General features: G+C 40.0%; 19 protein-coding genes. 10 read left to right on the top strand and 9 right to left on the bottom strand.

Annotation, left to right across the window (positions count from 1 at the left end; translation table 11 throughout):
* Positions 1 to 172 precede the first annotated feature (172 nt).
* The gene (locus I6F48_RS10805; protein ID WP_165728319.1) at positions 173 to 805 is read left to right on the top strand and encodes a 2OG-Fe dioxygenase family protein; all 633 of its coding nucleotides are present in this window, start codon (positions 173 to 175) and stop codon (positions 803 to 805) included.
* Positions 806 to 814: 9 nt separating this feature from the next.
* Complete coding sequence (locus tag I6F48_RS10800) at positions 815 to 2,050, top strand: cysteine desulfurase-like protein (protein ID WP_165728318.1); 1,236 nt, start codon at positions 815 to 817, stop codon at positions 2,048 to 2,050.
* A gap of 19 nt (positions 2,051 to 2,069) precedes the next feature.
* On the opposite strand, the gene I6F48_RS10795 is transcribed toward I6F48_RS10800, so the two are convergent.
* Positions 2,070 to 2,774 (bottom strand): 2OG-Fe(II) oxygenase, encoded by a 705-nt coding sequence (locus I6F48_RS10795; RefSeq protein ID WP_197119395.1) that lies wholly within the window; start codon positions 2,772 to 2,774, stop codon positions 2,070 to 2,072.
* A 33-nt stretch (positions 2,775 to 2,807) separates the two neighbouring features.
* Between I6F48_RS10795 and I6F48_RS10790 the strand changes: the two genes are divergently transcribed.
* The 7 genes from I6F48_RS10790 to I6F48_RS10760 all read left to right on the top strand — a co-directional run bounded on the left by I6F48_RS10790 (position 2,808) and on the right by I6F48_RS10760 (position 13,808).
* Complete coding sequence (locus I6F48_RS10790) at positions 2,808 to 3,206, top strand: acyl-CoA thioesterase (RefSeq protein ID WP_197119394.1); 399 nt, start codon at positions 2,808 to 2,810, stop codon at positions 3,204 to 3,206.
* Between the two features lie 199 nt (positions 3,207 to 3,405).
* The gene (locus I6F48_RS10785; protein WP_197119393.1) at positions 3,406 to 4,380 is read left to right on the top strand and encodes an aldose epimerase family protein; all 975 of its coding nucleotides are present in this window, start codon (positions 3,406 to 3,408) and stop codon (positions 4,378 to 4,380) included.
* A gap of 187 nt (positions 4,381 to 4,567) precedes the next feature.
* The gene (locus tag I6F48_RS10780; protein ID WP_165728314.1) at positions 4,568 to 7,315 is read left to right on the top strand and encodes a TonB-dependent receptor; all 2,748 of its coding nucleotides are present in this window, start codon (positions 4,568 to 4,570) and stop codon (positions 7,313 to 7,315) included.
* 192 nt (positions 7,316 to 7,507) lie between these two features.
* Positions 7,508 to 9,034 (top strand): tryptophan halogenase family protein, encoded by a 1,527-nt coding sequence (locus I6F48_RS10775; RefSeq protein WP_165739435.1) that lies wholly within the window; start codon positions 7,508 to 7,510, stop codon positions 9,032 to 9,034.
* Positions 9,035 to 9,046: 12 nt separating this feature from the next.
* Entirely contained in the window at positions 9,047 to 9,808 is a 762-nt protein-coding gene (locus I6F48_RS10770; RefSeq protein WP_165728312.1) for a SapC family protein, read from the top strand.
* A 52-nt stretch (positions 9,809 to 9,860) separates the two neighbouring features.
* Positions 9,861 to 11,327: an SLC5 family protein gene (locus I6F48_RS10765; protein WP_197119392.1), complete on the top strand. Its 1,467-nt coding sequence runs from the start codon at positions 9,861 to 9,863 to the stop codon at positions 11,325 to 11,327.
* A 348-nt stretch (positions 11,328 to 11,675) separates the two neighbouring features.
* Positions 11,676 to 13,808, top strand: a complete 2,133-nt coding sequence (locus I6F48_RS10760; RefSeq protein WP_197119391.1) for an alpha-galactosidase — start codon at positions 11,676 to 11,678, stop codon at positions 13,806 to 13,808.
* 170 nt (positions 13,809 to 13,978) lie between these two features.
* On the opposite strand, the gene recG is transcribed toward I6F48_RS10760, so the two are convergent.
* Genes recG through asnC form a run of 3 tightly spaced genes read right to left on the bottom strand, consistent with a single transcriptional unit; the run spans position 13,979 to position 17,305 of the window.
* A complete protein-coding gene (gene recG / locus I6F48_RS10755; RefSeq protein WP_101163262.1) occupies positions 13,979 to 16,060 on the bottom strand; it encodes an ATP-dependent DNA helicase RecG in 2,082 nt (693 codons plus the stop codon).
* A 58-nt stretch (positions 16,061 to 16,118) separates the two neighbouring features.
* Positions 16,119 to 16,805, bottom strand: coding sequence for a tRNA (guanosine(18)-2'-O)-methyltransferase TrmH (gene trmH, locus I6F48_RS10750; protein ID WP_007580009.1), 687 nt, complete (start codon positions 16,803 to 16,805; stop codon positions 16,119 to 16,121).
* 41 nt (positions 16,806 to 16,846) lie between these two features.
* Complete coding sequence (gene asnC / locus I6F48_RS10745) at positions 16,847 to 17,305, bottom strand: transcriptional regulator AsnC (RefSeq protein ID WP_002958822.1); 459 nt, start codon at positions 17,303 to 17,305, stop codon at positions 16,847 to 16,849.
* A gap of 197 nt (positions 17,306 to 17,502) precedes the next feature.
* Between asnC and asnA the strand changes: the two genes are divergently transcribed.
* Positions 17,503 to 18,498 (top strand): aspartate--ammonia ligase, encoded by a 996-nt coding sequence (gene asnA, locus I6F48_RS10740; RefSeq protein WP_197119390.1) that lies wholly within the window; start codon positions 17,503 to 17,505, stop codon positions 18,496 to 18,498.
* Positions 18,499 to 18,547: 49 nt separating this feature from the next.
* Here asnA and I6F48_RS10735 read toward each other — a convergent pair whose 3' ends face one another.
* The 5 genes from I6F48_RS10735 to gmk all read right to left on the bottom strand — a co-directional run bounded on the left by I6F48_RS10735 (position 18,548) and on the right by gmk (position 24,227).
* Positions 18,548 to 20,155, bottom strand: coding sequence for a DUF342 domain-containing protein (locus tag I6F48_RS10735; RefSeq protein ID WP_197119389.1), 1,608 nt, complete (start codon positions 20,153 to 20,155; stop codon positions 18,548 to 18,550).
* A gap of 151 nt (positions 20,156 to 20,306) precedes the next feature.
* On the bottom strand, positions 20,307 to 20,699 hold the full coding sequence (locus tag I6F48_RS10730; protein WP_007580015.1) for a RidA family protein: 393 nt from the start codon (positions 20,697 to 20,699) through the stop codon (positions 20,307 to 20,309).
* Positions 20,700 to 20,711: 12 nt separating this feature from the next.
* A complete protein-coding gene (gene spoT / locus I6F48_RS10725; protein WP_007580016.1) occupies positions 20,712 to 22,817 on the bottom strand; it encodes a bifunctional GTP diphosphokinase/guanosine-3',5'-bis pyrophosphate 3'-pyrophosphohydrolase in 2,106 nt (701 codons plus the stop codon).
* 388 nt (positions 22,818 to 23,205) lie between these two features.
* Positions 23,206 to 23,481 carry a DNA-directed RNA polymerase subunit omega gene (gene rpoZ, locus I6F48_RS10720; RefSeq protein ID WP_007378835.1) on the bottom strand — a complete coding sequence of 92 codons (276 nt, stop codon included), beginning with the start codon at positions 23,479 to 23,481 and terminating at the stop codon, positions 23,206 to 23,208.
* A gap of 125 nt (positions 23,482 to 23,606) precedes the next feature.
* Complete coding sequence (gmk, locus tag I6F48_RS10715; RefSeq protein WP_024593430.1) at positions 23,607 to 24,227, bottom strand: guanylate kinase; 621 nt, start codon at positions 24,225 to 24,227, stop codon at positions 23,607 to 23,609.
* Positions 24,228 to 24,457: the final 230 nt, after the last annotated feature.

Genomic DNA, 24,457 nt, shown 5'->3' with positions numbered 1-24,457 from the left:
CGGCGGGTTTTTTATTGGCTAAAATAAATATTAGATAGTTAATGCTCTATTTTATGGTTTATTACATTGAATTTAGCTAATAATTGATTTAAATATAAATAATAAAGCAAAAATTCCTTTCTATATGCATTAAAATCCTCACCAATATTCTCATTATTTTAGGCGAGATTTTATGACAGCATTAAACAACCAGAATTTACTGCAACTACGTTTTGTTAACCAAGCAAATATTGATTTGGTTAAGCCTTCTTTTGATAACCTGCCTGCTAATCCTTATGCAGATGGTGCCTTTCGTAAACGTCGTTACTCAGTAGTTAAAATGCAAAATGGTGAAATAAAGTTACAACAAACCAAAGCATTTGTTCAAGACGATTCAATTAATACTTTTCAGGGTAATGTAGAGCGTACTTACGAAAACCTAGCGCAAAGTTTACTTGAGTCAGAAGGCATGAAAAGCATTGTGAATGAGTTTCGCCAACTTACCGGTATTGATGAAGAACGTGATATTGAAATCCATCAATTCCGTATGCTTGCCATTGATAGCGATACACCTGCAGCGCCAGAAGGCGTGCATCAAGATGGTTTTGACCATGTATGTATATGCGGTGTTTCTCACGAAAATTTAGAAGGCGGCGAGCTACTTGTATATGAAAACAAGCAAGCTGAACCGTGTTTTAAAATGGAAATAAAAGACGGCATGTTTGCATTAATAAATGACCGTCAAGTGTGGCATAACGCAACACCGATGAACAAAATTGATGCTAGCAAACCAGGTTACCTGGATTGCTTTGTATTAACGTCTTAAGGAATAAGCATGAACATAACGCAATTACGTGAGCAGTTTCCTGCATTGATGCAAAACGTTGATGGTAAATCGCCAATATTTTTAGACGGACCAGGTGGCTCGCAAGTACCCACATCGGTGCTTAATGCGATGACCGCTTATTTAGGTCATTATAATTCGAACCTAGGTGGCGCGTTTTTCTCAAGCGATAAAACCGTTGAATTGATGGCGAATGCGCGCCAAGCAGCCGCTGATTTACTAAATGCGCCTAGCTCACAACAAATTGTGTTTGGTCCAAACATGACCAGCCTTACGTTTAGTTTTAGCCGTGCTATTTCACGTGACTGGCAGGCTGGCGATGAAATAATTGTAACCAATGCTGATCACTTCTCAAACGTGTCGTCGTGGCAACAAGCAGCTGAAGATAAAGGCGTTAAAGTTAACACCGCACTTATTAACGAAGCTGATTGTAGCTTAGACATGGCGCAATTTGAGAGCTTATTAAACAGCAATACTAAGCTTGTAGCGGTAACTTACGCTTCAAATACCACTGGTTCAATTAACAATATCAAACGTATAGTAGAGCTTGCTCACGCTGTAGGCGCACTTGTTTATGTTGATGCGGTACATTACGCACCACACGAACTAGTAGACGTACAAGCACTTGATTGCGACTTTTTAGCGTGTTCTGCGTATAAGTTTTTTGGTCCGCACTTAGGTATGGTTTACGGTAAAAAAGAGCATTTAGACGGGTTTACACCTTATAAAGTAGAACCCGCTAAAGACGTAGCGCCAGGACGCTGGGAAACCGGCACACAAAGCTTTGAAGCTATGGCTGGTTTTATTGCGGCAGTTGATTACATTGCAGCAATTAGCGAACTTGACGACAGCCATTCACGCCGCGAAAAGCTAAGTATTGCCTTTGCTAAAACTAAACAGCACGAAATGGCCCTTAGTGAGCACTTTTTAACGCGTTTGGTAAATTATCCGCGTATTAAATTATTTGGTATTGATGACTTTGATCGCTTAAACGAGCGCACACCTACTTTTGCTTTAACGTTTGAAGGGCTTGAGCCACGTGAAGTGTCTGAATTTTTAGGTAAGCAGCATATTTGCGTGTGGGATGGTAATTTTTACGCACAAGGTTTGTGTAAGCAATTAGGTGTGCTTGATAAAGGCGGTGTAGTGCGCATTGGTTGTATGCATTACAACACGATTGCTGAACTTGATAAGCTATTTGACTTATTTGATGAACTACTCGGTTAATCATGTAAGTTTTGGTGCGCTAACTCTTTGGCGCACCGTATATTTGTTCTGCGCGGTTAAACAGTACCCACGAGGTTAAAATATATTTATCGTTTGATACTGGCTTATTACCTCTATGAGTATGTGTAAAGTAGCCTGGGGCTATTACCATAGTGCCTTTTTTTGGGGCTATTTTGCGATTTTGATAATAGAACTCTGTTTCACCACCTTCTTCTACATCGTTTAAGTAAAACATAAATAACAACACGCGATGCAAAGCTTCATTGTGCTGTAGCTGCGGATAAACCTCACTGTGCCAGTAAGGGTAGCCACCTTTGTTTACTTCATATTTTTGCGCTTGAATATTACCGAGTCTAAAAATTTGCTGAACTAGCAAAGGTAATTGCGGTTTGCCTACTTCTTCAAAATTCTCTTGGGTTAAATCGACTACGTCACCTGTTTTTGGGTGATAGACCTTTAAACCAAATGCCCCAATCAGCATAAAAATATGCTCCTCAACATACTTAAAAACATGCTGTGCAGTCGTTTGTTGTATGTGTTTTAATTGTTGTGCATATTCGGGGTGATTGTTTAGGTGTAGGTCGTGGCTGTCTTTTTTCTTTAAGTCGACACCGCCCGATGTTACCCCTTGTTTTACATGCGGGCTTTGCGCAAATATGGTAATAAATTGATCGCAAAATTCATCGCTTAATGCGTTATCAACAACGCGTATAAAGTCCGTCATGGTTTACCTTTATATAATTATTATTGGATTTTTATGTTTATTGAAAAAGTGATGCCGCGCTTTAGCGAAACAGATGCACTCGGACACATTAACAATACCGTACTCCCAGTATGGTTTGAAGTCGCACGTGGACCTATTTTTAAGTTTTTTACGCCAGATTTAAATCCACACGATTGGAAATTGATTATCGCCAAAGTTGAAGTATCATTTGTCGGTGAATTATTTTACGGCCATGAGGTAACAGTTAAAACGTCTGTAGAGCATATAGGCACTAGCTCTTTTACGCTGAGACAAGAAGCGTGGCAACACGATAAATGCTGCGCAATAGGTAAGGCCATTATGGTGAGGTACGACTTTATTGCTAAATCAAAGCAAGCACTTAGCATCGACGAAAAAGCAGCGCTTAACGAGCATATATGCCAAAGCAGTTAACCTTACGAGGCTTATATTTTACATAAGCCCATACTGAGCTGGATTATTGTAAATATATGATGGCAGCTGTGATTTTTGTCGAGAAATTTTAACGTATTTAGATTGAGTTACAGGCTTCAGTTATATACTATTTATATTATATATTGTTGCGCCGTTATAACAGGAAATGTTAATTCGGTAATTTGATTGGAGAATACGTGTGACATCTATTGCCAATAACCAACCTTTACAAGTTATTCAGCTCAGTGATGGTCAAAACTTAACAGCTGAAATTTTGCCATTTGGCGCAATCATAAAAAGCATTAAATTTAAAAAACAAGAAATGACGCTTAGCGTCGATGATCCTCAATACTATCTTGAAAACCCATTTTATCTTGGCGCTACAGTAGGTCGATACGCTAATCGCATTGCAAAGGGTCGTTTTAACTTATCTGGTACGCAGTATCAACTAGAAGCAAATAACGGCCCTAATAGCCTGCACGGCGGCGTTAAAGGCTTTAATAAAGTACTTTGGCAAGTAACCAAACAAACTGAAAGTGAAGTTGAACTTTATTATTGCTCGCCCGACGGCGAACAAGGTTTCCCCGGTGAGTTGCAGGTTTGGCAAACGATTAGCGCTAAAAACGGCGAGCTTACTCTGCACTTTAAAGCGCTAACCAATAAAGAAACGCTCGTTAACTTTACTAACCATTGCTACTTTAATCTTGATGGCAGCGAATCAATTAATGAGCACCTTGTTCAAGTTAATGCCAATTACTATCTTCCTATTGATACAACTAGTATTCCACTTAATGAATCTGCATCAGTCACCGGTACCTGCTTTGACTTTACCAAGCCAGCTCAAGTTGGTAAGGCCTTAAGCGCTGTTCATCCTCAGTTAGAAGCTGGAAATGGCTTCGATCACTGCTATATTTTTAATGATGACAGCAGTTTAAAGACAATGGCTACATTAACCTCGCCACACACGAAGGTTAATTTAACGCTCAAAAGCACTCAGCCAGGTATGCAGTTATACACCGCTAACTTTGTAGGTGCGCCTTTTAAAGCACGACAAGCTTTGTGTTTTGAAGCGCAAAATTGGCCAGATGCGCCAAATCGTGAAAATTTTCCAAAAGCTAATTTATTGCCGGGAGAGGATTACGAACAGGTTATTATTTACTCTTTTTCTGAGTGAATACAGCATTCTAATGTTAATTTAAAGAAAATTAAAAGCAAAAATACAGTGATTAAATGCTATCCATAATGCAGGAAAAGGTTGCACTTTTTGCTGGTTTAAAGTATTTATAATATAAATAGTATTTGAAACTATATGCACTACCACAACGACACAACGACTACACACAATCAGGAGTTTTTAAAAAATGATAATTAACAATAAGTTATCGTTCAACAAGAAAACCGCGATCAGTATTGCTATCACAGGCATATTGGCAAGCGGAAACGTTGCAGCTCAAGGCGCTGAAGGCAATACGCCTACAGTAGTAAATGAAGATGTTGAAGTTATCGCAGTAACGGGTATCCGCAGCAGCTTACGTTCATCAATGTTAGATAAAAAAGCATCTAATGTTGTTACAGACGGGATTAAAGCAGAAGATCTTGGTAAATTTCCTGATTTAAACGTAGCAGAATCTCTGCAACGTATTACAGGTGTAGCAATTGACCGTAGTGGTGGTGAAGGCCAAGCGGTAACTATTCGTGGTTTTGGTCCACAATTTAATACTGTACTTGTTAATGGTCGTCAAATTGCGACAGACAGTGCTGGTCGTGAATTCAACTTTGATGTATTAGCCGCTGATCAAATTACCGGTGCTGATATTTATAAAAGTAATACAGCCACACTTCAAGAAGGTGGCATTGGTGGTACGGTTAACGTAACTACAGCACGTCCTTTTGACTTTGGTGGTTTACATATTTTAGGTTCAGTTAAAGGTATGTATGAAAGCCTTTCTGAAGAAGTATCTCCATCAACATCATTCTTAATAAGTAATACGTTTAACGATGATAAGTTAGGCGTTCTTTTTGCCATCACTAATCAACAACGTAAACTTCAAAATAACCAAATTTTAACGGCAGGTTGGCGCGGTGGCCAAACAATTTCTAACCCAACAGATGGTGTATTGTTTGAAAATGCATACATTCCTCGTAACTGGGACCAAGTAGTTGATGAGCAAGACCGTGAACGTACAAACGCAAGTTTAGTATTGCAATACGCACCATCTGACGATGTTACGATTACTGTTGATGGTATGATTTCAAAATTTGAAGTTGATTCAACAGTGCGCGATTTAGCATCTTGGTTTGAACCAGACCGCGTAGGTAGCGCAACGATTGATCCAGAAACAGGTACTCTTTTAACTTTCTCTCAAGACGTTGGTTTAGGTGCGCCAAGTGGCGACCCTGCAAGTGACTTTGTATCACATACACGTAACTCACGTGATGTAACTAATAAAGCATTTGGTATTAACGTTGATTGGCAAGTAAATGATTCATTAAAAGCAAAGTTTGATGTATCTCGCTCAACAGCTGAAAATGACCGTGCAGGTACTGACCGCTTTAACGTTGTCGGTATTATTAATAGTTATACTTTTGACGGTACAGGCAGTATTCCTACTGTACAGCATGATGGCTTTGAAAATGGTTCATTGCCAGATCCAAGCCTTGCCCGCCTTCACTATAACGAAGTGGGTCTACAGTTTACTGATGAAGATGAAATTACTGAAGTAAAAGCTGATTTTGAATACGTGCCAGATAAAGGCCCAGTAGATCGCATTAACTTTGGTGCTTATCGTCAAGAGCGTGAAAAATCAAGCTTCCAAGTTTATGGTACCCAATGTCAGTTCTGTGGTTACGGTACTGAAGCACCACTTGATGCAATTGATTTTGAAGCTTACCAAGCAAGCAACTACTTCCCAGGCTTAATCGATACATTCTACACCTACGACGGTGATAAAATGCTTGATTACCTAGCCGATCAAGGTTTCCCAGTAGAGCCAACACTACAAAATAACCGTTACACAATTAACGAAGATATCACTAGCTTATACATGGACTTTACGCTTGGTTTTGACCTAGCTGATATGCCAGTAACTGTTAATTTAGGTGCACGTTACTCAGAAACTGATATTGAAGTAGCTGCAGTACAAAGCTTTATTAGCGATGTAGTGCCAACAACTGATGCAACATTATTTGCTAACGTATTTGGCCCAGCAACGAACATTGAACAGGGCACTAGCTACTCAAACTTACTACCATCTTTGAATGTTAAGTTAGAGCTGCAAGACAATATGATTTTACGTTTTGCAACGTACGACAGTATTACTCGTCCAACGATGTCTCAATTATCTCCTGCTACTACATTTAACGAGCCACGCCGTCAAAACTTAACAGCAAATGGTGGTAACCCTGCACTTAAGCCATTCCAGTCAGAAAACTGGGATATTTCTTACGAGTGGTACTACAACGACGCTAACTTATTTAGCTTTGCAGTATTTAGTAAAGAAGTCGATGACTTTATTGTTACGCTAACAGGTGAAGAAACATTTGAAATGGCTGACCGCTCAGGTCCTGGTTTTGCGTGTACCACTTGTACAGGTCAAGCAGATGATGAGCTTAATGGTAGCTCAGAAATATACACAGTAACTCGCCCTCAAAATGGTGAGTCAGCTAAAGTAACTGGCTACGAAGTAGGTGTGACGCACATATTTGAAAATGGCTTTGGTATTATAGCCAATGCGACTGTCGTAGATAGTGACATTAGCGTAGGTGCAGACACCACACAAACATTTGCACTTGAAGGTTTAGGCGATTCACAAAACTTAATATTATTTTATGAGCAAGATAACTGGCAAGCACGTGTTGCATTTAACAACCGTGAAGGTTTTTTACGCTTAGTTGATAATGGTTTTAACGGTGAACCAGTGAACGTAGAAACTTACGGTCAGTGGGATATTAGTGCAAGCTACGATATTAACGAAAACTTCACTATTTTTGCTGAAGGCATCAACATCACTGAAGAAGAGTTAGTACAAACGGGTCGTTTTGCTAACCAAATCTATTCGGTTGAAGATAATGGCTCACGTTACGCGTTTGGTATTCGCGGATCGTTTTAATTAATGCTTGAGGCGAATTTCTCGCCTCTTGTTTCATTGCAGCACTTTGGTGCTAATACCAATTAGGTTGATTTAGCAGTAATGTATGTTAGTTAACCTAATTGGCTAAAATGAAACTACATTAAATCAAAATGCCCTAACGGGCATTTGTTGTATAAAACGTTATCAAAAATACTCAAAGAGTAGTCCATTATGAATAAAGCAATAAAAACAGTAGCGGTAGTTGGCGGTGGTACAGCAGGATGGCTGAGCGCTGCAATTATAGCTTCGTATCACCAAGGTCAAAATGGTGACGGCTTAAAAGTGATATTGGTTGAATCGTCAGACATTCCAACAATTGGCGTAGGTGAAGGTACCTGGCCCACGATGAAAAACACGCTTCAGCAAATTGGTTTACGTGAAGTTGACGTGTTTAAAGCCTGTAATGCCACTTTTAAACAAGGTGGAAAGTTTGTAAATTGGACTCATGGCAATAATGACTTTTACTACCATCCATTTACTGTACCACTAGGCTACGGCCGTATAGATTTAGCCCCTTATTTAGATAATGTTGAAGACTTTGCACAGCAAACAAATTTTCAACATGATATTTGCGAAGCAAGCTTAGCCCCAAGAGGTATAGCGCAAGGTGAATATCAAGGTAATTGTAATTACGCTTATCACTTAGATGCCGGCGCTTTTGCCGAAATGCTTAAACAGCATTGTAAAAGTAAGCTTGGTGTAGATCATATTATTGGTACTGTTGATCAGGTAAAGCTTGATGACGATGGTGCAATAAATGAGCTTACTCTAAAAGATCAAACCCGCACCATAAATGCCGACTTATACATAGACTGTACTGGCTTTTCATCATTGTTATTAGGCCAAGCGCTTAACGTACCGTTTAAAAAAATGGACCACGTGCTATTTAACGACAGCGCATTGGCTATGCAAGTTCCTTACGATGAAAACGATGAGTCTTTGGCGAGCCACACCATAGCAACAGCGCAAAACGCTGGATGGATTTGGGATATTGGTTTAACGCACCGCCGAGGTGTAGGGCATGTTTATTCAAGCAAATTTTTATCAGACGATGAAGCAGAGCAAAACCTAAGAGACTATTTAGGAGATGCAGCAAACGGTTTAACTGCCCGTAAAATCAACTTTGAATCAGGATACCGTGAGAAGTTTTGGCATAAAAACTGTGTTGCCATTGGTATGTCGGCAGGGTTTGTAGAGCCGCTTGAAGCTACCGCCATTATGCTTGTTGAAATTTCAGCACGCTTTGTTGCTGAACATATGCCAGCAGATACCCAAGTAATGCCTATTGTAGCTAAGCGCTTTAATGAGCAGATGGATTATCGTTGGCAGCGTATTATCGACTTTTTAAAGCTACATTACATGCTAACCAAGCGCCCAGAACCTTACTGGCAAGCACATGTACAGCCTGATACTATTCCAGAAACCCTGCAAGAAGACTTACTTCTTTGGGGAAGCCGTGGCCCGCTTATTCAAGATTTTCATGGCGCATTAGAGTTATTTCCAGCCGCCAGCTATCAGTATGTTTTGTACGGTATGGGCTTTAAGCCTGACTTTACTAAACAAGCGTATTTGTATTCACAAGACGCGCAAGCTAAACAAATAATAGAACGTAACAGCCAGCTTACACAGCAGATGTTGCAAACTTTACCACCGCACCGTGCTTTTATAGAGCAGTGGTTAGCAGCTAACCCAGTTTAAGGATGTGTAACTATGGCTATTAGTGAACTAGTAAACACCAAACACCAAACATTAAAAATTAACCCCAATGCCGCTGTTGAATACGCAAAAACACAGCATTTAGTTAATTTAAGAGCAAATGAAATAGCAAAAGCAGCCTGCGATTTACCTGTTTTTTTAGCACGTAACGCACAAAATGGCAGCTATACAGTATCAGCGTTAACAAGCTTTAGTGCTGGGCAAAGTCTATTGGTAAATAACAACCAATGGCAGGCACTTTACACTCCGGTATGCATGCAAACCCAGCCGCTTTACTTAATGACTCGAGAAGCAAATAGTAGCGATTATTTTATTGCGATTGATGAGCAAAGCTTAGCCGTAAACACCGAGCAGGGTGAGTCACTATTTGATGCTAAAGGTAACCCAAGTTTATTTTTAAGTGCACAGCAAAAGTTGTTAGAAAGCGATTTAAAAAATGATTACCAAACGTATCAATTTACCCAAGAAGTTGCGCGTTTAGGACTCATTAAAAACATAGATATTGTATTGCAGTTTGAACAAGGCGAAACCCAAACCATTCAAGGTTTGAGCACCGTTGATGAAGACAAACTGCAAACATTAGATAGCAATACCATTGCAGAACTACAAAAGCAGGGTTACTTAAGTGTGCTTAACAGCATGCTCATTTCACTGTTTCAGTTAAATGCATTGGTAAAGCTGCACAACCAACGTCCCGAACTTATGCCTTTAAAGCAGATTAAGTTAGAACTAAGTCGAGATGCGCACGCGCTGTAGCGTGCATTTTTTATTACCCAGACATTGCGCATAACGCGCAGGAGACACACACATGTCAGATAACATTTTACAGCTGGTGGTTTTTGTTTTTGTCACCGCTTTAATTGGTGGCCTTACTTATTGGAAATGCCGAGGCCAAAATCGTAATAACGGACAAAGCCAAACCAAAGAGTATTTTTTAGCGGGCGGTGGCCTTACTTGGATGTTTGTTGCAGGTTCAATCACATTAACTAATTTAAGTACTGACCAACTTGTAGGTATGAATGGTAACCAAATGGCTTTGCTTGTTTGGTGGGAGCTTGCCGCTATTATAGGGTTGATTATTTTAGCCAAAGTATTCATCCCTGTTTATTACAAATACAACTGTACAACCACCACAGAGCTTTTAGAAAAGCGCTATAACAACAAGCATATTCGCGCTGTTATTGGTGGGTTGTTCTTTTTAGGTAATGCACTTATTTATATGCCAGCGGTAATCTACTCTGGTGCGCTGTTTATGCAAACCATGTTTAAAGTTGATATTCCGCTTATGTATATTGCCACCGCCTTTGCCATTCTTGGTGCTGTTTATGCCTTCTTTGGTGGTCTGCGTGCAGTTGCAGTATCGGATACTTACAACGGTATACTTGTACTCGGTATGGCTGTTTTAGTGGTGTTTTTAGCACTTAATGCAATTGATTATGACTTTACGGGTATTCCAGAAGAACGTTTAACATTAATTGGCGATGCTGATTCACCTATTCCTTGGCCAACACTTTTAACCGGTATGATCTTCATTCAAATGTATTACTGGGGTACTAACCAAACAATTACGCAGCGAGCAATGGCAGCGCCTAATGTTAAAGAAGCGCAAAAAGGTATATTTGCAGCAGCGGGTATTCGCTTTTTAATCGTCCCTGCAATCGTGGTATTACCGGGTATTATTTCGTTTAAGCTTTATGGTGATATTGGCGACGCCGCTTATGGTCGAATTGTGGGTGATGTAATGCCAGCATGGTTAACCGGTGTATTTGCAGCGGCAATGGCTGCAGCAGTACTGTCTACTTACAACAGCTTATTAAACTCAGCAACCGCATTGTATGTATGTGACATTCACGAAGCATATTTTAATAAAGAGCCAAGTGTTGTAAAGCTAAGTGGTTACGTAACATTGCTACTAACAAGCTTAACACTGGTACTTGTACCAATTTATCAGCAAGCAGATAGTATTATTAACTTACTACAGCAATTAAATGGCTTACTAAGTATGCCTATATTCTCTATTTTTGTAGTGGGATTATTGTTTAAAAATGTTGATGCACGTGCGGGTATTGCAGCAGTAATTTTAGGTGTTGTAATGTACGGCATGCTTACATTTGCAAGCTCACCACTACATACTGATATTCATTACATTCACTTAATGCCAATTACACTGATTGTATGTGTGGCTTTTGCATTAATAGTAAATAAAGTGGTGTTTGGTTTGAATGCACAATGGGCAGGTAAAACATCTGAACTTGATGATGCAGGACAAGCATAAGCACAAGCACAAGTACAAAAATAACGTATAAATAATTTAAGCTGACAAAATCGGTCATGGGACAACTCTGGCCGATTTTTTTATATGTATAAGAAATTAGTAACAGCACTTTAAAGTTAAGGTTGGTTTATAGCTTTTTGCTACAGTGGTACTTCCAGTGAGTTTATCTAACTATTTGCGATGTAAAGACTATCAAAATCCAATTTATATGATATATACTATTATTATTGAATGTCACCATCTGATAGATTGTGCCTCAAAGAACGAGAGACACATTAATACTTAGTATCACTAAGTTACTTTCGTTATATTTATAACTCACACAATGAACAAGAGGATAGGAAAATCATGGCCGACACTAAATCATTTTATCGATTAGACAGTGTAAACAGCACCGTTATTTTCGACTGCCAGAGCAAAACACCGGCGTTACTGTACTTTGGTAAACGCCTATCTGAGCAAACAACAGAAACAATGCTAACTCAGCTTGCTACCCGCCAAGAAGTAAAATGTGCCGTGGTTGAAGAAGCGCCTATTTCTCTATCTCCGTTATTAGGCGAGGGCTTTACTGGTGCGCCAGGGCTTGAGCTAGTAAATGATTCAATCGCATGGTCAGTAGGGCCACAACTTCAAGAAGTACGTGAGCCTTCAGCTGCAACACTTGAATTTGTAAGTGTAGATAAACTTCGTGGTATTGAAGTAGTGCACAGCATCACGCTTGATAAAAACACTGACGTATTGAGCGCGCATACCGTATTAACTAATTTAGGCGATTCGCCATTAAGTGTTAACTTTTGCGCGGCGCCAACATTCCAGCTGCCAGATAGCGTAAGCAAAATAGTGAGCTTTGAAGGTCGTTGGTCAAATGAATTTCAACGTCAATCGGTTGATTTAGTCTTAGGCAGTTTTGTTCGTGAAAACCGTAAAGGCAAAACATCACACGATGTATTCCCTGGTTTATTAGTGCATAACGAAAATGCAGGCGAGCAGCACGGCGAATGTTACGGCTTTCATTTAGGTTGGAGCGGCAACAATAAACTACGCGCAGAGCTTTTAGCTGAAGGTCGTCGTTATGTACAAATGGGTGAGCTATTACTTCCTGGTGAGCTTACGCTTGCTAAAGGTCAAACGTATCAAAGCCCGAGTATTTATGGCTCGTTTTCGAGTGAAGGTTTTAGTGCGCTTTCTCGTAATTTTCATCGTTTTGTTAAAGCTAATTTACTTAGCCAAGCGCAACGTGAAAAAACGCGCCCTGTGCATTACAACACATGGGAAGGCATTTACTTTGATCACGACGTAGATACGCTTAAGCAACTAGCCGACAAAGTGGCCCCGCTAGGTATTGAACGTTTTGTACTTGATGATGGCTGGTTTAAAGGCCGCCGTGGCGACAACGCAGGCTTAGGTGATTGGACAGTAGATTATAAAATCTACCCAGATGGCTTATCGCCAGTAATTGATCATGTAAACAGCTTAGGTATGGAGTTTGGTATTTGGTTTGAGCCAGAAATGGTAAACCCAGATAGCGATTTATACCGTGCTCACCCTGATTGGGTTTTAGGCTCAGAAAATAACGAGCAGTTAAGCTTTAGAAATCAGCTAGTACTTGATTTAACACGCTCTGAGGTTGTTGAGTACCTGTACAAAGCCATCGACGATATTTTAGTTGAATACCCAACCATTAAGTACATTAAATGGGACATGAACCGCGACATTAACCATGCGGGTAATTTTGACGGTAAGCCTGCTGTGCATCAGCAAACATTAGCACTTTATCGTTTAATTAATCGTATTAAAGCGGCGCATCCTGGTCTTGAAATAGAAAGCTGTTCGTCAGGTGGTGCACGTGTAGATTACGGCGTACTTGCACACACAGACCGTGTATGGACGTCAGATTCAAACGATGCGCTTGATCGCCTTGAAATACAGCGTGGATGTTCGTTCTTCTTTCCATCGTCGGTTATGGGTGCACATGTAGGCCCGCGTGATTGTCATATTACAGGGCGTAATGTAAGTATTGAAATGCGTGCTGCGGTATCAATGTTTGGCCACATGGGCATTGAAATGGACCCACGTGAGCTGACCGATCACGAATACAATGCACTTAAAGCGGCAATAGCACTTCACAAAGAGCATCGGGAGTTTATTCATGCTGCCGATTTATACCGCCTAGATAGCGACGATTTATCAATTAACTTTGGTTTAATCGATGAGCAAAAAACAAAAGCGTTATTTGCCTATAACAGCGTTCGCGAAACACCGCGTACAGCGCCTAATAAGCTTCGTTTTGTTGGCCTAGATGCCGATGCGCAGTACACACTTAATTTAGTGTGGCCGGTAAAATTTGAAGAGTATCGCCCATCTTCTATTGCTGCGGTAAATGGTCAAACATTTACAGGTGAAGCGCTAATGCAGTTTGGTTTACAAATGCCAATATCATTCCCGCAAACATCGCTTATATTTGAGCTTAACAAAGCTTAAATTTAACTAAGAGCAGTAAAAGGCGCTAATCGCTTTTATACTGCTTAGCTTAGCTCAGTTTAGATATCAGTAGTCAGCTCTATATTGTTTAGAGCTGGCTTTTTTATATCCTTAGTAAGCTAATTTAGTAAATTAACTTAGTAAACTCAAAAGTATCGAAAATAGAGTGGTTACGCTTGCGCGTAATTTTGCTTGTTACCCAACCAACGTTGAATTAGTGGGTCAACAACCTCTGGGTGTTGCTTAAGCATTTGCTGTGCAATCGGTCTTACTTGATTAAGTATGTGCTTATCGCGGGTAAGATCTGCAATTTTAAACTCGGCTAACCCTGTTTGTTTTGTACCGAGTACTTCACCAGGGCCACGAATTTCTAAATCGCGCTCTGCTATCACAAAACCATCGTTACTATCGCGTAGTACACCTAATCGCTTTTGAGCAGTATGAGACAGTGGTGCGTGGTATAAAAGCACGCAATGCGATGCAGTAGCGCCACGGCCAACTCGCCCACGTAACTGATGCAGCTGTGCTAAGCCTAAGCGCTCAGGGTTTTCTATAATGATTAAGCTCGCATTAGGGACATCTACACCAACTTCAATAACCGTAGTGGCAACTAAAACATGTATATTGCCTGCTTTAAACTCGCTCATAATGGCTTGTTTTTCAGCTGATTTCATTCGCCCATGTACTAAACCTACGTTTAGCTCTGGTAATGCTTCTTTTAACTGCAGTGCGCTGTCCTCCGCTGCTTGGCATTGCAGTACTTCAGATTCATCAATAAGAGTACACACCCAGTAAACTTGGCGGCCTTGCTCGTTACACGCTAATTTAACGCGGGCAATAATATCGTCTCTGCGAGTATCTGGAAGTGCTACTGTTGTGATGGGCGTACGCCCAGGTGGTAGCTCATCAATGACCGAGGTTTCTAAGTCGGCATAGGCTGTCATCGCGAGCGTACGTGGAATAGGTGTTGCGGTCATAACGAGTTGATGAGGGTAACAATCACCAAATTTACCTTTTTCACGCAGTGATAAACGCTGGTGGACACCAAAGCGATGTTGTTCATCAATAACAATAAGCACTAAGTTATTAAACTTTACTTCATCTTGAAATAAAGCGTGAGTACCTACAATCATTTGCGCCTCACCAGAGGCTATTTTTTCAAGTGTTGCTACGCGCTCTTTACCCTTTGTTTTACCGCCAAGCCAAGCAACTGTTATACCTAGTTGATTAAACCACGTTGTAAAATTAACACCATGTTGCTCTGATAAAATCTCTGTTGGCGCCATTAAAGCTACTTGAAAGCCCTGCGCAATAGCGGTTAGTGCACTCAGTGCTGCTACTAGGGTTTTACCTGAACCTACATCGCCTTGTACTAAACGCATCATGGGATATGCGTGTTGCATATCACCTTTAATTTCAGCAACTACGCGGCTTTGTGCATTTGTGGGTGCAAAAGGAAGTTGTTCTAAAAATTGGCTTTCTAATGTATTTACCGGATTTAATGCTACGGCTTTAACTTGTTGCCCTTGCTCTCGTACTTTTAATAAACTGAGATTTTGAGCAAGTAGCTCCTCAAATACCAGGCGCTGTTGAGCAGGGTGAGTACCTTGCTCTAATGCAGTTACATCAACATCATTTGGTGGGCGGTGCAGTAATAATAAGGCGTCACTTAGCGGCATATTTGATGGCTGCCACTGTGAAGGCAGTAGTTCTTCCACTGAGTATTTATGTAGTAAATCAATAGCCTGTTCGCTTAAAGCTCTAATCGATAGCTGCTTTAAACCTTCGGTTGTTGAATAAACGGGTGTTAATGTGGTCGCTACCGGCTGCTCGTTGGAAGTATCGCTGATGCTGTATTCAGGATGACTCATTTCAAAGCCAACACGGCCACGGCGCACTTCACCAAAACAACGTATTATTTTACCAGCACTAAATGCGTTTTTTTGTGCGGCGGTAAAATTAAAAAATCGTAATGTTAGCCTGCCAGTACCATCATTGATTTGGCAAACAAGCATGCGCCTTTTACCAAACGTAATTTGGCTTGTTTCAATTGTTGCTTCAACACTCACATGGCTATGCAATGCCAGTTCATTAATCGCGTATAAGCGAGTGCGATCTTCATAGCGAAGTGGCAAATGAAAAAGCATATCTTGCACAGTTAAAATACCTAGCTTTAACAAACGCTCAGCCATTTTTGGGCCGACCCCTTTGAGCTCTGTAATTGGGTATTGATTTAAGCTAGGTTTAGACAAAGTGTATCAATCTTATTATTTGTGAGTAGGCTAAGTGTACTTACAGAGCTTTAGTCCATCAAGTATGTTTTAAAGCTTGCCAAAATTGCTCGTCAGCGACTATTTCGCCGTTTTCATCAAGTGCAGGATAAGGTAATTTTTTTTGTTTACATTGCCTTGCGATAATAGGGTGGCAGCCTTCAAAGTAAAGTGGATGTTTAACTTCGGCGCTCAGCATATCTCTATTATATAAACCAGCCAGCTCGCGTTGGCGCTGTGCTTCAAACAATATTAGCGCAGCAGCAACCGAAACATTTAGTGATTGCACCATGCCTTGCATTGGAATAATAATATTTTGATCGGCATATTCTAGGGCTTTTTCTGATATCCCTGTTTTTTCTTGTCCAACAATAATAGCCGTTGGCTTGGTGTAATCTACTTCTCTAAAATCAACGGCATCTTCTGATAGATGAGTCGCTAATATTTGTATTTCTGGATTGCGTTCACGCATTGCAGTAACGGCATCATCAATATTTCTATGTAAGTGCGTCTCTAGCCAGTTTTTACTGCCACCTGAGGTATTATTTGTTAGCCATTTTTGCTTTTCAGGCCATACAGCATGTACGTGATGGCAACCAACCGCATCAGCACTTCGTACTATTGCAGATAAGTTATGGTGTTTGTGCACGTCTTCTAAACACACTGTTAGGTCTGTTTGACGGCGCGAAAGTACGTCTTCGATTCTTTGATAGCGAGTTTGCTGCATGGTTATCCTCTTTTTTCGGCAATTATACGAGATTTTTGCAGTTAAGGCATTACCGTACGGCTAATTGGATTTTGTAGAGAAATAAGTGTTTCTGTTGATTGTATGGCTTCTATTGCCTGTATTTTATTAATCAGCACATCTTGTAAGTGATCAATGGACTTTGTCATTACCTTTATAAATATACTGTAGTTACCTGTTGTGTAATAAGCCTCTACCACTTCCTCCAATGCTTCTAGCTTTATAAGTGTTTGTGGGTAATCACGTGCGTTATTTAAATTAATACCTATAAAGCAACACACATCGTAGCCTAGCTGTTTAGTATTAATCGTTAATTGGGTGCCTGTAATGATCCCAGCTTGCTTCATTTTTTCAATTCTTACGTGAATTGTCCCAGCGCTTACATTAAATCTTTTTGCTAATTCGGCGTACGCAGTACGGGCATTTGCCATTAACGCATGAAGTATCTGTTTATCGAGATTATCGATTAAATAATTTTCCATTATATATTTGTCATAAAATTATCGAATATATGGTTTTTATACCACTTAATTAATGATTTTTATATATTAAAGCTATTTTTGTTATGGGATATTGAATTAATCCTTTAAATCGTTACATTAACTTCATTAATGGCGCTAGTTAGAGCGCTTTTTATCAATTAAGCAAGTAACAATAACTGGGAATGAGGCCAATTATTATGAGTTCACACTATGTGCAGCAACAGCAGCAAATAAGTAAAGTTAAGCAATTTTTTTCACAACAACTAGAAACCCAACTTGGGCTGGTTGAGGTTCAAGCCCCAATTTTGGCTAAGGTTGGCGACGGCACGCAAGATAACTTAAGCGGCCATGAAAACGCAGTTGCTGTAAATGTGAAAGCGATTACAGATAGCCGCTACGAAGTGGTGCATTCACTGGCTAAGTGGAAACGTAAAACACTGGCTACTTATGGCTTTGGTGTTGGTGAGGGTATTTACACTCAAATGAAAGCTTTGCGCCCAGACGAATATTCATTAAGCCCTATTCATTCTGTATATGTTGATCAGTGGGATTGGGAAAAAGTAATTAGCGAAACGACAGAGCGTTCGCTGGCAACACTAAAGCAAACTGTTCAATCTATTTATAAAGGGATAAAAGAGACGGAAGCTTTTGTAAGTGAGTCTTATGGTTTGACGCCTTTTTTACCGGACGATATTAAGTTTGTGCACAGTGAAGAGCTACGTAAAATGTATCCTGACTTTAGTGCTAAGCAACGCGAAAAAGCCATTGCACAAGAATATGGTGCTGTATTTTTAATTGGTATTGGTGGCGCGCTTGGAGATGGCAAAATTCATGATGTAAGAGCCCCAGATTACGATGATTGGTCTACGCCAACATGCGATCAATACATGGGTTTAAATGGTGACATTTTAGTATGGAACCCAGTACTTGAAGATGCATTTGAAATATCATCAATGGGCATACGTGTAAGCCCTGAGGTTTTAAAAGCGCAGTTAAGTACAACTGGAGATGAAGACCGCTTAGAGTTTGATTGGCATAAAGCGCTACTACAAAGTAAATTTCCGCAAACGATTGGCGGTGGAGTAGGGCAGTCTCGCTTGGCTATGCTATTGCTGCAAAAGCAGCATATTGGCCAAGTACAAGTGGGTGTATGGCCAAGTCAAACTTATGATACGGTAAGTGGCTTACTTTAAATTGTAAAAAAGTGAGTTAATTTGAGTGCTCAATAGAGCACTCAATTTTTTAGTGTGTTTTAAACTCTATTTCAATTTTATTATTTAAAAGTTTAACGTTGCACGGAGGGTAATTGCGGATTGTTTTAAGTACTTTATCAAAAATATGAATCTCTACGCCTGAATGCAAAACAGAATTCACCGTTAAATTAGCGTCGCTAAGTAAATCGTGTAAGTCATGATCTAAGTTTGAAAGACGTTTTTCTAATAGTTCTGCTTGCTCACAGTAATGTTTCTGAGTAGCTCCAATTTTAGTAATTAATATTTTCTTCTTTTCGGCATCCTTCACTAAATCAGTTTTTTCTAGCGCTGCTTGCAGCGTATCTAATTGTGCATCTGTTTTAGCTAAGTCTTTAAAGCAATTATCAGTATCCGCTGTTATTTCAGCGCCAGAAGTCGCTAGGTTAATAATCATTTTAGCGCCTGATTCATTCCCTATTTCGCCAGCAATGAGAGTTGTTGCATCAAGTATTTCACCACCAAATATTTTACCCTTAGGTAAGTCGGATTGGCCTACTTGCAGTAAGCGCTTAGCTTTTATTACACAATGGCTTGTTTGGCGATCAATAAAAATATTATTTGCATCGAGGTAGCAATACTGCGAGTGAGATACATGAATATCACCTAGCGCAATTAGCTTGCAAGAAAGTGACTTACTATCCATTTTTTGATGGCCAATAATGCCTTGTTTAACCGTGATGTTTCCTCCTGCAGTAAGCTCGCCAGATTCAACCGTGCCAAATATAGTAATATCGCCTTTGGCAGTTACTTTCATCCCTGGGTCTATATTGCGAGTAACAATAACACTGCCTTGAAAATCAATATGGCCGCTTTTTACATTTACATCTGAAATGGTAAAAATATCGTCGACACGCATACCATTATTAATTTCAACCGGAACACCAGCAATAGTAGAGACTAACTCAAGCGGATTCATTTTTGATATTTCAGTCCCTTCGCCGGCGACTAATTGTTTATTTTCTCCGGGTTTTGCGGGCAGTATGTCACCTATTACGGTAAAGCCTTCTTTACCGGGAGTTGCAGGTTGCTGGCGAATAAGCACAGAGCCAGGTTCTACGCTTGCAAGCTTGCCAAAGTCGCGCATATCCACACTGCCATCTTCTTTGAGCTTGGGCGCTTTTAAACGGTCTTTTAAAGTCTCTACGGTTGTTATTAGTTTAGTGGCTAAACCATCGCTTGGGAGCCTACCTTTAGCTAATATCCCCTTAACGACAGATCCTGCAGAGTGTTCAGATTGTTTTTGTAGCAGCTGTTCTAAAAAAGCTTGTTTATACCCACGCACAATACCTGCTTTAACGAGTTGTTTTTTTGCATCTTCTAAGCTTAATAACTTTCCACCTTGGGCAAGCGTTAGCTCGCCAATGGCCAGCATTTTATCGTCGCTAATTGTTACATTTAAAGTGGCATTGTGTTTTGTTGCTACAACGAGAGTTTGTTGTGTGTTTTCGTTTTTAAAAAAATCATTAATAGCGTCATGATCTATTTTACAGTCGCAAAAAGCTGACTTTTCGAGAGCCTCTAAAATAAATGCAGCGCTGGGAGGAATATGTTCTTTTACATCAAGTAAAACATTTCCATTGTTGGCAAGCTTAAACACGAGTTAATCCTTTTTTACTACTTAAGTTAAGTTTGTTTTTTAAAACACAACTACAGATTGCTAGAAATTTACATTTGAGTCAAGAAGTCAGATAAAACGAAGTGCTTAGAGGAGAATAAAGGCTATAGAGAAGCTCTATAGCCTGTAATACTTAATTGGTAGAAGGTAATTCCATTATTCCGTCTATTTCAACTTGTGCACCTTTTGGTAGTGCACGAACACCTAATGCAGCTCTAGCTGGGTAAGGTTGTTTAAAGTATTGGCTCATCACTTCATTTACAGTGGCGAAGTTAGATAGATCAGTTAGGTAAATATTGATTTTAACTAAATCGTGAATTTTTCCGCCTGCTTCTTCACATACCGCAGCAATATTTTTAAATACTTGATGCGTTTGCTCGCTAAAATCTTCTGAAATCATTTCCATCGTTTCTGGAACTAATGGAATTTGACCAGATAAATAAACAGCGGTACCTACTTTAACTGCTTGGCTATAAGTGCCAATAGCTGCAGGTGCTTTGTCGGTAGAGATAAATGCTTTATTCATGTGTTTCCTATTTTATTTTTTACGATAGACTTTTTGTACATCAGGCATAACGCGAATGCGGCGCATAATGTTAGCAACGTGGATACGGTTTTTAACGGTAACCCCTAAATCTATCACGTATAAATTACTTTCTTTTTCATCGGTGGCAATTTCGACAATATTGGCTTGGGTTGTAGCGACAACATTGGTTAGCTTAGCTAACGCGCCTTGATGGTTAATAATTTCAACTCTCAGAGCTGCAATATATTCTTTTTCTGGGTTATCGTCCCATTTTACAACTAAGTATTTAGAGCGCTCATTTTCCCAACCACGAATATTTTTACATTCTTGGCGGTGAACGGTCAGGCCCTTACCTTGGCTTATATGAGCCGTAATGGCATCGCCTGGTACAGGTCGGCAACACTTAGAGTAATTCACTAACATGCCTTCAGTACCAATAATGGTCGCTTTAGCTTGGCTTGTTATATCAGTTAAATCGTCATTGTCATTTTGCAATAAGCGCTTGGCAATTAACATACTCATTAAGTTACCAGAGCCAATTTCTACAAGTAATTCAAGAAGCGTAGTTAGTTCGTGCTCTTCAAGTACTCTCGCTATATTTTCATCAGCAATGCTATCTAGTTTGTTTTCGCCTAATGCCGAATCAAGTAAACGACGCCCTAAAAGCATAGCCTCTTCATGATGCTGGCTTCTAAGGTAATTACGAACACCTAAGCGTGCTTTACCAGTAACAATAAAGTTTAGCCATGTTGCATTAGGGTGGGCACCTGAGCTTGTTATTATCTCTATGGTTTGCCCTGTATCTAATGGCCTACTTAAAGGATGTGGCTTGCGATTAACGCGAGCGCCTACACAAGTGTTGCCTACATCAGTATGAACAGCATACGCAAAATCGACTGCGGTAGCGCCCATTGGTAGCTCAACAATACGACCATCAGGTGTAAATACGTAAATTTCTTCTGGGAATAGCTCAGTTTTTACGTTTTCAATAAATTCAAACGATGAACCCGCACTTTGCTGAAGTTCTAATAAGCTTTGCATCCATTGGCGAGCACGTTGCTGCGAAGTATTACCTGCACCATCACCTGATTTTTTATACATCCAGTGCGCCGCTACACCTTTGTCGGCCATCTGATCCATATCGTGAGTACGAATCTGAATCTCAACAGGTATTCCGTGTGGGCCAACTAATGAAGTATGAAGCGATTGGTAACCATTAGTTTTTGGTACAGCAATATAATCTTTAAAGCGTGTTTCTATAGGCTTATAAAGACTATGAGCCACACCTAATACGCGATAACACGTATCCATAGAATCAACTGCAATTCTAAACGCGTAAATATCCATAACTTCGTTAAATAGCAGTTCTTTATTAAGCATTTTTTTATAAATACTATATAAATGTTTCTCACGGCCTGACACAGTCGCTTTAATGCCTGATTCTTCAAGACGTGCTTCTATTTCATGTTGGATATTAGTGATAACTTCTTTGCGATTACCACGTGCTTTAGCTACTTCAGATTTAAGTGCGCGATGACGCATAGGATATAAAGCTTGAAAACCTAAGTCTTCAAGCTCATTTTTAATATCGTGAATACCTAAGCGGTTTGCTATTGGCGCGTAAATCTCAAGCGTTTCACGTGCTATTCTGCGGCGCTTATCTGGGCGCAGTGCCCCTAAAGTACGCATATTGTGCGTTCTATCAGCAAGCTTGATTAAAATAACTCGAATATCCTGAGTCATTGCCATAATCATTTTGCGGTAGTTTTCAGCTTGGAATTCTTTTTTATCTTTAAAGCTGAGCTTATCGAGCTTACTTACACCTTCAACGAGTTCTGCCACAGTTTCGCCAAAAATTTCGGCTAAATCTTGTTGGCTAAAATCAGTATCTTCAATTACATCATGCATTAGCGCGGCCATGAGCGTTTCATGGTCAAGATGCATGCCTGCAAGAATTTGGGTTACTTCTACTGGATGAGTTATGTAAGGTTCGCCACTTGAGCGAGTTTGTCCTTCATGGGCCTCTCGGGCTACCACGTAAGATTTTTGAACCAGCTCTACATCAGCAGCGGGCAAGTATTCTGAAATTTTCTTTTTAAGACCTTCAAAAAGATACATTCACACTCCAATGTTCTAGGGCCTGTTGACCTTTCAGGATTAAAATTTGTTCAATCTAGGGGCGATTTAATCGCGGCGCGAGGTTTTTAGCCTAGCGGGCTAAGTAAAAATCGAGCAACAAAGAGTAAATTGCCCCTAGGCAGAACCCTTTGGGCAGCGCATGTTTTGCATTTATGCTGCGTTATCGCCTACTTATGGGAAATAACCACACTACATAGGCTCTGCCTTGCCTAAATACCAAGCATACTGCTGCAAATTTAACCTCGAAAGATAAAAAGGCCCTAGTGAAGCAAATTAGGTAAGCTACGAATATACGATGAAATGAAAGGATTGCCAACGGCTATAGTAGAAATACTGCGCCGTTGGCTAAATCAGACCGGGAGGTCGATTATTGGTTGCCACCAACAATGGCAGCAACAGCAGCTAATTCTGCTGCTTCTTGGTGTTGTTGTTCTTCACGGTCAATTAAGTCCATTGAAGCGCTATCAACTAAACCTAATTCAATTTCACGTAAAGCAACTACCGTTGGCTTATCGTTTTCAGGGTCTACTAGTGGAGTTTTACCACCAACAGCAATTTGGCGGGCACGACGAGCCGCAACTAAAATTAAGTCAAAACGATTACCAACTGCATCTACTGCATCTTCAACTGTTACGCGGGCCATCACAGCACTCCAAAAATAATTTAAAAGCAAAGACGTAGTTTACTCCAAGGAGCCACTTTCGCCAATAGCCAGTGTTCAATTTTTATCAGTTTTACTTGCCTAAGCCTAATTTAAGTAGGCTTAAATTATTTAAGCAGACTATTTAGTAAAACTTGATGACGATCTTCTTGCGCTTTTAGTGTTAAGCGCTGAGCCATTACAATCATTTCTATGTCGGCAAGTGCGTCCTCAAAGTCATCATTAACAATTACAAAGTCGTATTCATTATAATGTGATGTTTCAGATTGTGCTTTTGCCATACGAGAGGCAATAACCTCAGCCGAATCTTGGCCACGGTTATTTAAGCGTTGTTCTAACTCTTCTTTTGAAGGAGGTAGGATAAAAATAGTTTGTACGCTTGGCATAATTTTGCGCACTTGCTGAGCGCCTTGCCAATCAATATCTAAAAACACATCAATACCCGCATCAAGTTGCGACTCAATAGCCTGCTTTGATGTGCCGTAGTAATTATCAAACACTTGAGCCCATTCAAAAAAGTCATCTTTGGCAATAAGCGCTTTAAATTCGTCTGTAGATACAAAGTGATAATGCACGCCATTTTCTTCACCTGGGCGAGGGGCGCGAGTTGTATGTGATACAGATACTTTCATGTCAGCGTGTTTTTTTAATAACGCATTGATTAAGCTTGATTTACCAGCACCAGAAGGGGCTGACAAAATAAATAAGTTACCGCGAGTTTGTGCCATGTTTTTCTCTACCTAAAAATAAACAGGCTTGGGTTACAAGTAAGCCAAGCCTTTAATTAACTGCATTGTACTTTAATTAGCTCACCTTGCTCAAGTTAGTCGTGCTCATGTTGGTCATGTCCAAATTGGCTTGGGAGTATTTTGCTAAGTTAGATTTTAAATAAAATTGCAGTTTAAAATTATCAATGGAACTAGCCGTTAGATATAAGTATTTGATAAGGTGAAGTATC

Source organism: Pseudoalteromonas sp. SWYJ118 (assembly GCF_015864505.1).
Lineage (GTDB): Bacteria > Pseudomonadota > Gammaproteobacteria > Enterobacterales > Alteromonadaceae > Pseudoalteromonas > Pseudoalteromonas arctica.
The sequence above is the reverse complement of the archived record's forward strand: the minus strand, read 5'-3'. Positions and strand labels throughout refer to the sequence as shown.